The sequence below is a fragment of the Mucilaginibacter terrenus genome, assembly GCF_003432065.1.
GTDB classification, from domain to species: Bacteria; Bacteroidota; Bacteroidia; order Sphingobacteriales; family Sphingobacteriaceae; genus Mucilaginibacter; species Mucilaginibacter terrenus.
In genome coordinates this window covers 946,413-959,744 of sequence record NZ_QWDE01000001.1, presented here as the reverse complement: position 1 = coordinate 959,744, position 13,332 = coordinate 946,413, and the positions used below count along the sequence as shown (strand labels likewise).

The window sequence follows — 13,332 nt, the reverse complement described above, 5'->3', positions numbered from 1 at the left end:
AATTGTTAAAGAAATGAAAAAAACGATCATACTAACTATAGCAGCACTGGTTATTGGTGTAACCAGCTGTAAAAAATTGGATGTTGTTAATCCAAATCAGCCTACTACAGCTGTGTTTTGGAAAACGGCTGACGATGCACAAAAAGGCGTTAACTCAATATACAGTACTTTTCACCGTGCTGGATTGTGCCGCTGGTTCTTTTTTGCCACAATAGTCCGTTCCGATGAAGGCTGGAGTACCAGCCCTGATGCTAACCTTCAAAACAACTTTGACTTGTTTATCAACAATGATTATAACTACGGTAATTATACAGGTATATGGGCAGATCTTTACATCGGCATAGCAAGAACAAACCAGGTTATTGATAATGTACCTAACATAAACATGGATGCTGGCTTAAAAGCACGCTACATAGCAGAGGCAAAGTTTTTACGTGGGTTGTTCTATTTTCATCTGGCATCGCTCTGGGGCAATGTTCCCCTGCAATTGCAAAGTTCGACACCGGTAGATTTGCCGGCTACTGCAAGCCGTGATCAGGTGTGGGCACAAGTACAAAAAGACCTTACTGAAGCTGCTGCAAACCTTCCTGCTAATTACTCAGGTGCCGATGTAGGCCGGGCAACAAAGGGGGCTGCAAATGCTTTACTGGCAAAAGCCTTTATGCAACAGCGTAAGTTCCAGGAAGCTTTGGCTCCATTGCAGGCTGTGATACAAAGCGGGGTATATACTTTAACAAGTAACTATCAGGATAACTTTCTATCTACAACAGAAAATAACTCTGAGTCTGTATTCGAGTACAACAACGCACTTAATCCGAATGACAACCACGACGACGATACTGACCCCAACAACCAGGATAACCTGAACTATGGTTCATCGTTACCGCCATTTTTTGCACCCCGGCCAATTGGTTTTACTGACGGGCAGGCAAGAAGGTGGCCACTTGCCGAGTTTGAGGCAGAAAGAACTACCAACAATCAACGTGATCCTCGGCTTGCTGCTACCTATTTATACGCTTTTACTGATGAAAGAGGTCCTGATTTCTCTCTTATCTACGGGCAAACATTTACTCAGCGGTATGGTAACGCCGTTAACAACGATGTTTGGTTCAGGAAAATGCTAAATGACCAAAACGGGACGGCAACAGGTGATAGTTTTCACTCGCCAAACAACTACCGCTTTATCCGTTACGCAGATGTATTGCTGATGTATGCAGAATGCCTTAACGAAACCAATGCAACAGCGCAGGCTTACCAGTATGTAGATAAGGTAAGGCAACGCGCGGGTTTAGCCACGTTAACATCTGTTAAACCAGGGATGAACCATGACCAGTTTTTGGCGCAGATAAAGCACGAGCGCGTTACCGAGCTTACAGGTGAAGGGCACCGTTGGAATGACCTTGCTCGTTGGGGGGACTTGGATAAACCACTTTCGGCGCGTGATTCAGGCTTTCAAAACTTTGTTAAGGGTAAAAACGAACTGTTGCCGATACCGCAGCAGGATCTCGACATCAATCCCAACCTCAAACAAAATCCGGGATATTAATAATGTTCTTACGGGATGAGTAGCGATGCTCATCCCTTTTATAATTTTCAGCATTTAATCTACCTTAAATGAAGCTACAAAAACGAATACTTTTACTGGCGCTGAGCGTCACACTAGGGCTGTCAGCCTGTAAAAAGAATGGCCCTTTACCTACACCGGATCCCCCGGTAACACCGCCTGTAACGGTACCTGCTGCTCATGCCGACGATCTGCCGCAGGTGGATAATGCCATACCCGCAATCAACATAACCTGGGAGGCTTCAGCAAGGAAAATCTCACATGATGTTTACTATGCGGAATATGGCAGAATCCACAGGGTAGGCCCCAATACACTTGTGCTTACTTATCATTGTGGCGGCACAGCCGATTACTGGAATAACATTGCCATTAGGCGCAGCGAAGATAACGGTACCACATGGGGTGCCGCTCAGATTATCATGAACAGCAGCACGCCAGGATACTACGGATTTTCTAATCCAGAGATACTGGTGATGAGCAATGGCTGGCTGATGCTGGCCTATGTTGGACGTGGTAACCCAGATGACAACGCACACGACAACGTTCAGATACGCATCAGCAAAGACAATGGGTTAAACTGGGGCGATCCGAAAATAATTGCTATAGGCCGATCTTGGGAACCAGGGATGGTACAACTGGCAGATGGTGATATAGAAATGTTTTACTCTAGTGAAGCTGCCTGGTGGCCAAGCGGAAGTCCGGAACAGGACATTCTAATGATACATTCTACAGATAACGGCAGCACCTGGTCTTCGCCAAAGCGGGTGGCCTATTCGCCTGGCGACCGCGACGGTATGGCTACGCCATTGGTATTAAACAATAACAAAGGCATAGTATTCCCAATTGAGTCAGTTAACAATACCAATTCGCCATGGGTGCTTTGGTCATCTACTGACGCAAGATGGAATTATAACACAACCGGTACTACACAAAACGGTCGGCGGTGGCTTGCCACAAGCGATGCGATATTTGGTGGTGCGCCGTTTATGGTACAGCTAAGCACCGGTGAAACCCTGTTATCTGCACAGGATGCAGGTGGAAGAAACATTGGCAGCGATTGGAAGAAAAGCACAATGATGGTGTACAAAGGCAATAGCACAGCAAAAAACTTTAGCCGTGTAAATGATCCATGGCCAAATTTACCAACGGGTGAGGGTGCTTATTATAGTTCAATGTTCCTTAAAGATCAAAATACAGTTGTTTTGGTAACCACCAGGAATTTTAGCGATGGGCACAGTGAAGTATACTGGAAAGAGGGCCACATAACTCACTAATTTTTGCTGCTAAAAATATTTGCTACTACAACACGAAGGATAACGACGGAGATGAAATTGAACTTTGTTAAATTATTATTTATTGGTCTGATCTGTAATGCGCTAAGCACCTCGAGCGCTCTGGCGCAAACAAAAAAACTAAAAACATTCACAAACCCAATATTGCCTTCGGGCGCTGATCCATGGATTACGTATAAAGACGGCTATTACTACTACACAAATACTTTAGGCGACAGTCTCATTATCTGGAAAACAAAGGATATTGCCGACTTGCGCAATTCACCAAAAAAAACTATTTGGGTGCCACCTACAGGTAAAAGCTATTCCCGGGAACTTTGGGCACCGGAGATTCATTTTATAAATAACAAATGGTACATGTATTTTGCTGCAGACGACGGTAAAAATCGTAATCACCGCTTGTACGTTCTAGAAAATACGTCGGCTGACCCATTATTAGGCACATGGACTTTTAAAGGGCCTTTGGAGGAAGCATCAAACAAATGGGCTATTGATGGCTCTGTGTTTGGGTACAAAGGGCAGCTATATTTAATATGGTCTGGCTGGGAAGGTGATGAAAATGGCGAGCAGGATATTTATATTGCGAAACTAAAAAACCCATGGACAGTAGATGGTAAGCGTGTGCGTATTTCTAAGCCGGAGTATGATTGGGAGATGGTAGGAGACCTGCACGATGCGAACAATCCGCCGCATGTAAACGTGAACGAAGGGCCAGAGGTATTGGTACACGGCAATCAAATCCATTTGATTTATTCTGCAAGTGGATGCTGGACAGACAACTACGCTTTGGGTATGTTAAGCGCGCCGGCTTCTGCTGATCTTTTAGATCCGAAATCATGGAAAAAGAATGCTAAGCCGGTATTTCAGCAAAGTAAAGAAAATAGCGTTTATGCACCGGGACACAACTCTTTCTTTAAATCACCTGATGGTAAAGAGGATTGGATACTTTACCATGCCAATTCAAAGCCGGGTTGTGGTTGTGGCGGTCAGCGCTCACCGCGCATGCAAATGTTTACTTGGAATAAGGATGGCACGCCTAATTTTGGCTTGCCTGTAAAAACAGGAGTAGCTATAAAAGCACCGTCGGATATGGTGTATGTAAAGGCTAAACCGCCTAAGGGCAGCGGCACAAAAAAAAGTAACGTTAAACCTGCAGTTCGAAATCAAACTATCTTCTTAAAAAACAAAAAGGACAACTAATATATGATCATGAGAAAACTAAGCAACCTTGTTGTACTACCGTTACTGATATTTTTTGTAACGGCAACAGCCTCTGCACAGGCACCTAAACCTAAAGTAAAGCCAATAGATAAGGGTAAGATATGGACTGTAGATAAAGCTAACAAATGGTACGCCGAACATAAATGGATGATTGGTGCTAATTTTATTCCCAGTACTGCTATAAACCAGCTAGAAATGTGGCAGGCTGATACCTTTGATCCGGCGACGATTGATAAAGAGCTTGGATATGCCGAAGGTATTGGTTTTAACACCATGAGGGTGTTTTTACATAGCGTAGCTTATGGAGTAGACCCTAAAGGTTTCAAGTCCCGGATGAACAAATACCTCGAGATTGCTAATAAGCATCATATACAAACCATATTGGTGTTTTTTGACGATTGCTGGAATCCAAACCCCAAACCCGGCAAGCAGCCTGCACCAAAAGCGGGTATCCATAACTCCGGATGGGCGCAGGACCCTGGTGTTAGAGAGGTAAAAGACCCTAAACAATTCAACCAGTTAGAAGGCTACTTTAAAGATGTGATGGGGGAGTTCAAGCACGATAAAAGGGTGATTTTATGGGATCTATATAACGAGCCGGGTAACAGTACTAAGCGTGATACCTCGTTAGCCTTATTAACAAAAGTATTTACCTGGGCCAGAGATGTAAATCCTGATCAACCCGTTTCTGTAGGCTTATGGGCCTGGGATTTCGAAAAATTGAACGCATTTCAGGCGCTTAATTCAGATATTATTACCTATCATGAATACGAAGATGAAAAGTCACATGAACGTGTTTTGCAGTTGCTTAAAACTCATGGCCGACCATTAATATGTACTGAATACATGGCTCGTTCACGAAATAGTACGTTCCAAACTATACTGCCTTTGTTGAAAAAAGAAAATATTGGAGCGATAAACTGGGGTTTGGTTGCAGGTAAAACCAACACCATTTACGCCTGGGATACCCCAATGCCACAGGGAGGTGAGCCAAAGTTGTGGTTTCACGACATTTTCCATAAGGACGGCACACCTTATAAGCCTGAAGAAACATCTTTCATCAAGCAAATCACCACTCAGCCCAAAACAGAGACGCTAAAATAGCAGTAATGAGTTGGTAATAAGAATATAAGAGCCCTGTGAGATTTTCTCACAGGGTTTAATCTTGAGAACTTTGTTATGTGATCATTCTTGTTAATCTTCCATCATGTAATTTAATTATTGTAAGTATATTAGGTTCTTGTCTCCTGATACAACCACTACACCATGAAAGGCTTACTTAAAAATATTTCAAACACTGCATTAATTATAATGTGCAGTATGCAGGTTTTAGCTCAGATGCCTGTCAGAAAAGGGCCCGCACCTGCCGCTGAAATTAAAGCCGCAAAGGCAGTGGCGGAAGCTTACCCTGACAGCATCAAAGCACAGAAAAAATTTATATATGCGATGGGCTTGGAAAATCCGGAGCTTATTCCGCAATATAAAATCTGGATGAAGAACCACCCCAATAATGTAAATATCCCTTTGGCGATTGGTACAGTGTTTAATAACGCTGAAATGGCGCAGGCAAGGGAGTTTCTGCTTAAAGCCGCAGAACTTGATCCCAAGAATGCAAACGTGTGGTACATGCTCTCGGCAGATGCGGAAAGGTGGGGGCAAAGTGCGCTCGCGAAAAACTATATAGAAAAAGCCACCATTGCAGATCCGGCAGATGTTACCTATGCTTACGTGAACCTGATGTACCTTAAGGATAGCAACCCCGATGTTTACAAACAGAAGGTATACGATTTTACAAAACAGTTTCCTGAGAACGAACGTGGTGCACAAGCGCTGTACTGGTTGGCAGTAGATGCTACAAACATGGATATAAAGAGGAAATACCTAGAAGATCTTCGCACACTTTATCCGCCACAAAAATTTAATTGGTCATATGAGGGAATGACCAGCTTGGCTGATATATACCTTCAAACGGATCCTGAAAAAGCCCTCTCGCTAGCCTCCGAAATGCGTGAAGAAGAAGATTGGAAGATTAGGAAACAAGTTGCCCTTTCGTTAATACAAATCAACAAATTAGAACAAGAGCAAAACTACAAAGAAGCTTTAAATCAACTTAAGCTATTAACCCTGCCAAGATGGAATTACATCAGGAATTTTATTGAGTTGAAAAAATCTTCTTTGCTGGCAAAGTCAGGCGATGTAAAGGATGCTTACGATAACCTTGTATTAAAATTTGCCAAATTACCCAACGATGAATTGTACAGTGCAATAAAGATTTACGCTCATCAAATGGGTAAAGACGAACTGCAAATAGATAAGGACGTAAAAGTAATAAGAGAAGCTTCTGCGGTACAGGCTTTTCCATTTGAATTGGGTTTATACACCGTAAAAAATAAGTTAAAGCTGAATGACTTGAAAGGTAAAGTTGTGCTGCTTACGTTTTGGTTTCCGGGCTGCGGCCCGTGCAGGGCAGAGTTTCCGCACTTCCAGGCAGTTGTAAACAAATTTAAGAATAAGAATCTGGTTTACCTCGGCATTAACGTTACGCCAGAACAAGATTCTTATGTACTGCCTTTTATGAAAAACAGCGGCTTCTCGTTTATACCCTTGCGTGGCAACCCGGAATTTGCAGCTAAGAGTTATGGAGTTCGTGGAGAACCCGAAAACTTCCTGATTGATAAAGATGGAAAAATAATTTTCAAGAACTTTAGTATAGATGGCAGTAACCAAAGAACACTTGAGCTGATGATATCATCGTTATTACAATAACTCACGTTTGCAAGGGGTGAGCCTAATAATTATGTTTTTCATTTTTTAAGATAATGAAGAGCCACACACCCGGACTTGAAGTTTATAGTTTCTATCAGCTTAAGGTCGAGTTTTTCCTGCAGATTGCCGGTATCTAATAATCTTCGTCCATTACCTAATATAACCGGGTGAATCATCAGCTTGAATTCATCTATGAGCCCGGCTGCTATTAGTTCAGGAAGCATGCTTATGCTATCTACAGAAATTGTTTTGCCGGGAAGTTGTTTCAGTTGCAAAAGTTCTTCTGCAGGATTTGCACGAACTATCCTTGTATTTTCATCTGATGTAGTTAATGATCTGGAAACAACTACCCTTGAGATCGAAGTAATTTTTTCAGCAAATTTGTTTTCATCGTATGTGCCGGATTTATCCCTCGCCACATTGGCCCAATAAGGAAACATGAGCTGATACATAATCCGTCCAAAGAAAATAAGGTCTACCTCGTTCATCACTTCAGTGAAGTACTCATGAATTTCCGGGTTTGGATTAAAAAGCGTATGGTCGCAAACGCCGTCAAGGCTTATGTTTATGGCAAAGGATACTTTTCTCATCAACCTGTTGATAAAGTGTTTTCTAATCAAAAATATGTGATAACTTACAGTAATGTAGGTCTGTTTGCGACAAAACGGGGGGGGGGTAAAACAAAAAACCCCCTTTACTGATGTAAAGAGGGTCGTACCCAGAGCCGGAGTCGAACCGGCACGGTTTCCCACAGGTGTTTGAGACCAGCGCGTCTACCAATTCCGCCATCTGGGCATTTGCAGGTAACTAATTACCTAAGCGGGCTGCAAATGTATCTAAACTCTCTTTAATACGCAACAGATATTTTTGCCTGTAGTAAATATTTGCAATTTCGTTAAGCCTGCTTTCCTTTGCAGTGTCATCCAGCGTTTCGTAATCTGCCGTCAGTGTACTTAATGCTTCGTTAATATCACTCTCTATAGCAAGCACTTCTGTTGTTACCTCAGCAAGTTGGGCAGTATCATCAACCTCCATTAGCCGTTCGTTGATGTCCATCATTTCCATCAAAAAATCTGCCGGTAATTGTGGTTTTGCCCCTTCATTTACCAGGTTGTGCTCCTTCAATATGTATTCCAGCGTCTTATTTCCGTCGCTAAGTGTTTGGTAGGCCTTGTTGTTAAGAGTAGAGAGCTCCAGTATTTCTTGTTGCTTACTATCATCTTCATTTGCGTAAAAGTCGGGATGATATTGCTTGCTCAGGGTATAAAATTGTTTTTTTAATGCCGCTGTATCCGGGTGAAAAGACTCTGCGATGTTATAGAAGTCGAAATAATTCATCATTCAAAATTAACGTTTAAGATAGAAAACGAGATAATAAACTTGTAAACGCTATGAGCGGTTTAAAAAAAAACCGCTCATAGCGTTTACATTAAGTAACAGAAGGTGAAATTTACTATCAACCTGTAAAATAAATATATATTTGCAAGCTAATTTAGCCGACATGTTGATTGATTGTCAAGGTTTGTCATTCACCAACTTTGTAAGAGTAGATGAAGCACCTTACCTTATTAGAACCGATCAAGGCATTATTTGTAAAATATGAATTTTTTTAGACCCATTTTGGTACTTGTTTTAACCGCTTTAATTGTTTTTGGGTTATCCATGGCAAAGGCGCAAACTATACCTCAAAATCTTTCAGGCGTAAACGTTAACGAGATCTCAGATATCCAATTGCGGCAAATAATGCAACAAGCGCAATCTTCTGGTCTAACCGATGCACAGTTGCTTCAGATGTTACAATCACGCGGATTATCTGCAGAACAAAGCAGAATTTTGCAAGATAGGGTTACTTCACTACGTAAAACTTATACAAATGCAGATGGACAGTCACCTGCTCTAACTGATCAGTCCTTAACCCGCGGTCTCAATTATAAAGCAGACTCAACTGCCAATCCACCAGCAAAACAGCGCGATATTGCAGATATGTTTACACCAAAGGTTTTTGGAGCTGACCTGTTTAGGAATAGCAACATTACTTTTGAGCCGAACTTAAAACTAGCAACTCCTGTTAATTACATTCTGGGCCCCGAAGATCAGTTAAATATAAATGTTTATGGTGCATCTCTGGTGAACTGGAAACTGGATGTATCTCCTGAAGGTAACATTAATATACCCGGTGTAGGTATGCTAAACGTTTCGGGGAAAACAATTGAGCAGGCAACATCCGCCATTAAGGCAAAACTTACAGCTAATAACTATGCTGTGGGGCGTGGTACTACAGTGGCAGTCACGTTAGGCAACATACGCAGCATAAAAGTGGTGATGGTAGGTGAGGTAGTGAAGCCTGGTACATATACGCTACCTTCGCTTGCTACTGCATTCAATGCTTTATCCTCTGCAGGTGGGCCAAATAATAATGGTTCATTCAGGCAAATTGAGATATACCGTAACAATAGAATTATTCGGCGTTTAGACGTTTATGATTTTCTTGTAAAAGGCGATCAAAAGAGCAACATAGGATTACAAGATCAGGACATAATCAGGGTGCCGACTTACCGCACCCGTGTGGAATTGGTGGGCGAAGTAAAAACCCCGGCCTTATTTGAAGTACTGCCAGGAGAAACTTTGCAAGATGTACTTAGGTTTGCAGGCGGTTTTACTGACCAGGCTTTTACCGGCAGGATAAAAGTATCGCAGATTGAGGACCAGCAACGACGGATCACGGATGTAGTAGAGGCAGATTACAAGAACTACATTCCCTTGCGCGGTGATAAATACACTGTTGATCGTATTTTAGAGCGATATGAGAACAGGGTTATTGTTAGAGGTGCAGTATTTCGCCCGGGCGAGTACGAACTTCAGAAAGGTTTAACTGTCTCTCAGCTAATAAAAAATGCCGCGGGCCTCAAGGAAGACGCTTTTACAGGCCGCGGAAGTATAACCCGTTTGAAGGCTGACAACACAACTGAGTTAATCTCGTTTGATGTAAATGCTGTTATTAACAAAAGCCAACCAGATATTCTGCTTCAGCGAGAAGACGTTGTGAACATATCATCAATATTTGACCTTCGTGACGAATACCGCGTTACAATTAAAGGTGAAGTACGAAACCAGGGTGATTTTGCGTATTCTGAAGGTATGTCCGTCGAAGATCTTATTATAAAGGCAGACGGATTAACTATTGGTGCAAGCCCAAAACGGGTTGAAGTATCTCGTCGGATAGATAATAGTAATCCCAATTCAAAGACAAGTGATTTGGCTCAAGTTTTTACAGTAGATGTCGATTCGCAAATGAAAAAAGGAGAAGCAAATTTCAAACTTGAGCCTTTTGATATAGTATCGGTTTATAGTTTACCTGGGTATGAAAAACAAAGTACAGTGAAGATTGAAGGTGAGGTGCTGTATCCGGGCTACTACACAATCAAGAAAAAAAACGAAAAAATATCTGACGTAATTGCACGTGCCGGTGGTATAACGGCTTCTGCCGACCCTGATGGCGGAACGTTGAAACGTGATAACTTTGCCATATTGGGAGTTAATAAAAATAAAATTGACACAAGTGCTGTAGAGAAAGAACGTCTTGACAGGCTGAGCAGGCTAAAGCAAAATTATAAAGACTCTACCAATATAGAAGCTCCGCAACTTAGGAACAACTTTGTTGGAATTGATCTTAAGAAGATACTCCAGCAGCCTGGCTATAGCGGAGACCTTATCCTTGAAGATAATGACATAATCAGAATTCCTAAGCAGCAACAACTTGTGAGAGTTAATGGTGAGGTGCTCTATCCAAGCGCAGTCGTTTACGAGAAAGGCAAATCTTTTCATGACTATGTACTTAATGCTGGTGGTTACTCGCCAAACGCGTTAAAAAAAGGTGCTTACGTGGTGTATCCAAATGGTACTGTAAGAGGAACGCGAAAGTTTTTATTCTTTAATTCACACCCAAGCGTTCGGCCGGGCAGCGAGATTTATGTAACAAAGAAGCCAGAACACCGCGGCCTTTCTGTAACAGAAGCTGTAGGCATCACGACTGGTTTGGCTTCATTAGCAGCGGTTATATTGGGTATAATTAACATTTCTAAATAGCATGGGACAGCCAGAAACTACTTATAACGACCAAAATTCTGACGAGATTTCCATGCGTATTATAGCACTCAAGGTAAAGAGTGCTTTCCATTATATAGGCCGTAAATGGCTAACGTTGTTATTGGCCGGCCTTTTAGGAGCAGGAGCAGGGGTGGCTTTTTCAATATTTAAAAAGCCTGTGTACACTGCAACTTCCACATTTGTTCTTGAGGAAGAAGGGGGTAGAGGCGGCGGTTTAGGTCAATATGCCGGGCTTGCATCATTGGCCGGAATAGATATGGGACGTGCAGGCGGCGGCATCTTCCAGGGCGACAACATTTTACAGTTGTACAAGTCGCGTGTAATGATAGAAAAGACACTTTTAAGTGAGGTCGACATAAACGGAAAGCGACAACTGCTTATAGACAGGTATATTAATTTTAACAAATTAAGGAAAAAATGGAAGAACAATGCCAATGTGACATTTACTGGTGATCCAGCTAAATTTAACAGAGTACAAGACAGTATTATAAGCGATTTAACAGAAAACTTTAACAAAAATTTGCTTTCGGTAACAAAGCCCGACAAAAAGTTAAGCATTATTAACGTTGACGTGAAGTCGGATGACGAGTATTTTGCAAAGGCATTTAACAATAAACTTGTAGAAACTGTAAATAATTTCTACACATTTACAAAAACCAAAAAAAGCTCACAAAATTTAGCAGTACTTCAAAGGCAGGCAGATAGTGTTAAAAGGGTGCTTGGCTATTCTATAAGTGGGGTAGCATCAGCTATAGATGCCTCTCCAAACGCCAACCCGGCCTTTACGAGCTTAAAAGTACCGTCCCAGAAGAAACAGGTTGATGTGCAAGCCAGTTCTGCTATCTATGCCGAAATTGTGAAAAATCTTGAGATATCAAAAATATCACTCAGGCAAGAAACACCGCTCATCCAAATAATAGATCAACCGGTATATCCTTTGCCTGTAAATAAATTAGGAAAGGCGAAAGCAGCTGTAATTGGTTTTATCGTAACAATAGTATTGACCATAGCGGTGCTGATCGCAATGAAGATGTTGAAGTCGATATCCGTTTAACACTCCTAAGTTCTTCAAATATATTGATGAGGATATTTGATTGTCGCTATCCATAACTATTACTTACAGTTGTTGCTGTTATCAGTCATTGAGGTTATATTTGTAAAACTAAATATCTACCTTTCAAATGATTTTAAGAAAAGATACGGACACTAGACGTTAAGCTACCATGATCTTAAGTTCAATAACTGAATTCTTTCAACCATATAATTTCCTTGCTCACTCTGAAGCTTCTTTAAAAAAATTACTTAATTTGGTTGTAAAAGCTGTAAGCTAGTAGTTTATGCAGCTTTTTACCTTAAAAGTCATAGACATTCGACCCGAAACTGCCGATGCTGTTACGGTGGTTTTCAAACAGCCTGCATTAAAAAAAATCAAGTACCGGGCCGGGCAGTATTTAACATTAATGTTTCGTATAAACGGGCGCAGGTACTTACGTCCGTACTCATTTTCATCGGCTCCATCTGTCAGTCCTAACTTAGAAATAACAGTAAAACGTGTGCCGAACGGTATTATATCTAATCATATTATTGATCAGGTAAAAGTTGGTGATGTAGTGGAAGTAATGGAAGCTATGGGCCACTTTATAATTGATGAAGAGGTTATTTCTCAAGAAAATCACCTAATTTTATGGGGTGTAGGTAGCGGTATCACACCTTTAATGTCAATTGCTAAATACACCTTGCACCATAATACATGTTCTCATGTAAAACTGGTATATGGTAATCGCAATAATGAAGAAACGATATTTAGAAAAGACATCGAGAATTTAAGCGAAAAATTTGGCGATAAGTTTTCGGTGTGTCATTTTCATACAAAACCTACTATAGCTGTTGACGGTCTTTCTATTATCCAGGGGCGGATTAATCCAGATAAAGCACTTTCAATTATTCTTTCTGAGGGCGATCTGAAAAATTCTTTTCATTATATCTGTGGCCCATCAGGGTTAAAGGAGTCAGTTAAAGAAGCTTTGAGCCGGCTTAATGTGCCATCAGAGAGGGTTTTCGCCGAGGATTTTGAAGCAGTGCGCGATCCTGGGTTATTTAACGATATTGTTACCAGGCAAGTAACATTAATTGTGAATAAAATAGAAACCAAAGTAGAGGTAGTTAAAGGTAAAAGCATACTTGATGCTGCACTTGATGCCATGCTTGATGTGCCTTATTCGTGTCAAACCGGAAATTGTTTGGTTTGCAAAGGAAGGCTTCTTAACGGCGAAGTTAAGATGATTGTAACGGGAGAAATACCGGAGGATTTACAGAGTAACGAAAGATTGCTTTGCAGTAGTTTTCCAACTAGTGAAAACGTAATTATGTCAGTTGACTAGC

At 41.4% G+C, this 13,332-nt stretch carries 10 protein-coding genes and 1 tRNA gene; 8 read left to right on the top strand and 3 right to left on the bottom strand.

Annotated elements, in window-relative coordinates:
- The first annotated feature begins 13 nt into the window (after window positions 1-13).
- The 5 genes from DYU05_RS04245 (at window position 14) to DYU05_RS04225 (ending at window position 6,843) form a co-directional block, all read left to right on the top strand.
- On the top strand, window positions 14-1,546 hold the full coding sequence (locus tag DYU05_RS04245; protein WP_117381727.1) for a RagB/SusD family nutrient uptake outer membrane protein: 1,533 nt from the start codon (window positions 14-16) through the stop codon (window positions 1,544-1,546).
- A gap of 68 nt (window positions 1,547-1,614) precedes the next feature.
- Window positions 1,615-2,838, top strand: a complete 1,224-nt coding sequence (locus tag DYU05_RS04240; protein ID WP_117381726.1) for a sialidase family protein — start codon at window positions 1,615-1,617, stop codon at window positions 2,836-2,838.
- 51 nt (window positions 2,839-2,889) lie between these two features.
- The gene (locus tag DYU05_RS04235) at window positions 2,890-4,056 is read left to right on the top strand and encodes a glycoside hydrolase family 43 protein (protein ID WP_117381725.1); all 1,167 of its coding nucleotides are present in this window, start codon (window positions 2,890-2,892) and stop codon (window positions 4,054-4,056) included.
- A gap of 9 nt (window positions 4,057-4,065) precedes the next feature.
- Window positions 4,066-5,181, top strand: coding sequence for a glycoside hydrolase family 2 TIM barrel-domain containing protein (locus DYU05_RS04230; protein ID WP_117382950.1), 1,116 nt, complete (start codon window positions 4,066-4,068; stop codon window positions 5,179-5,181).
- 234 nt (window positions 5,182-5,415) lie between these two features.
- Window positions 5,416-6,843: a TlpA disulfide reductase family protein gene (locus DYU05_RS04225; RefSeq protein ID WP_165851992.1), complete on the top strand. Its 1,428-nt coding sequence runs from the start codon at window positions 5,416-5,418 to the stop codon at window positions 6,841-6,843.
- A 38-nt stretch (window positions 6,844-6,881) separates the two neighbouring features.
- On the opposite strand, the gene DYU05_RS04220 is transcribed toward DYU05_RS04225, so the two are convergent.
- The 3 genes from DYU05_RS04220 to DYU05_RS04210 all read right to left on the bottom strand — a co-directional run bounded on the left by DYU05_RS04220 (window position 6,882) and on the right by DYU05_RS04210 (window position 8,184).
- A complete protein-coding gene (locus DYU05_RS04220) occupies window positions 6,882-7,433 on the bottom strand; it encodes a dihydrofolate reductase family protein (protein ID WP_117381723.1) in 552 nt (183 codons plus the stop codon).
- 125 nt (window positions 7,434-7,558) lie between these two features.
- Window positions 7,559-7,638, bottom strand: a tRNA-Leu gene (locus DYU05_RS04215).
- A 12-nt stretch (window positions 7,639-7,650) separates the two neighbouring features.
- Window positions 7,651-8,184, bottom strand: coding sequence for an iron-sulfur cluster co-chaperone HscB C-terminal domain-containing protein (locus tag DYU05_RS04210; RefSeq protein ID WP_317127849.1), 534 nt, complete (start codon window positions 8,182-8,184; stop codon window positions 7,651-7,653).
- 321 nt (window positions 8,185-8,505) lie between these two features.
- Here DYU05_RS04210 and DYU05_RS04205 point away from each other — a divergent pair, with 321 nt between their 5' ends.
- From DYU05_RS04205 to DYU05_RS04195, 3 genes are all read left to right on the top strand, one after another.
- Complete coding sequence (locus DYU05_RS04205; protein WP_235853947.1) at window positions 8,506-10,929, top strand: SLBB domain-containing protein; 2,424 nt, start codon at window positions 8,506-8,508, stop codon at window positions 10,927-10,929.
- A 1-nt stretch (window position 10,930) separates the two neighbouring features.
- Window positions 10,931-12,004: a lipopolysaccharide biosynthesis protein gene (locus DYU05_RS04200; protein WP_117381720.1), complete on the top strand. Its 1,074-nt coding sequence runs from the start codon at window positions 10,931-10,933 to the stop codon at window positions 12,002-12,004.
- 283 nt (window positions 12,005-12,287) lie between these two features.
- A complete protein-coding gene (locus DYU05_RS04195) occupies window positions 12,288-13,331 on the top strand; it encodes a ferredoxin--NADP reductase (protein ID WP_117381719.1) in 1,044 nt (347 codons plus the stop codon).
- The last annotated feature ends 1 nt before the right edge of the window (window position 13,332 follow it).

Coding starts and splice junctions, on each gene's coding strand:
- DYU05_RS04245 (WP_117381727.1), top strand. CDS start 14: ATGAAAAAAACGATCATACTAACTATAGCAGCACTGGTTATTGGTGTA.
- DYU05_RS04240 (WP_117381726.1), top strand. CDS start 1,615: ATGAAGCTACAAAAACGAATACTTTTACTGGCGCTGAGCGTCACACTA.
- DYU05_RS04235 (WP_117381725.1), top strand. CDS start 2,890: ATGAAATTGAACTTTGTTAAATTATTATTTATTGGTCTGATCTGTAAT.
- DYU05_RS04230 (WP_117382950.1), top strand. CDS start 4,066: ATGAGAAAACTAAGCAACCTTGTTGTACTACCGTTACTGATATTTTTT.
- DYU05_RS04225 (WP_165851992.1), top strand. CDS start 5,416: ATGCCTGTCAGAAAAGGGCCCGCACCTGCCGCTGAAATTAAAGCCGCA.
- DYU05_RS04220 (WP_117381723.1), bottom strand. CDS start 7,433: ATGAGAAAAGTATCCTTTGCCATAAACATAAGCCTTGACGGCGTTTGC.
- DYU05_RS04210 (WP_317127849.1), bottom strand. CDS start 8,184: ATGATGAATTATTTCGACTTCTATAACATCGCAGAGTCTTTTCACCCG.
- DYU05_RS04205 (WP_235853947.1), top strand. CDS start 8,506: ATGGCAAAGGCGCAAACTATACCTCAAAATCTTTCAGGCGTAAACGTT.
- DYU05_RS04200 (WP_117381720.1), top strand. CDS start 10,931: ATGGGACAGCCAGAAACTACTTATAACGACCAAAATTCTGACGAGATT.
- DYU05_RS04195 (WP_117381719.1), top strand. CDS start 12,288: ATGCAGCTTTTTACCTTAAAAGTCATAGACATTCGACCCGAAACTGCC.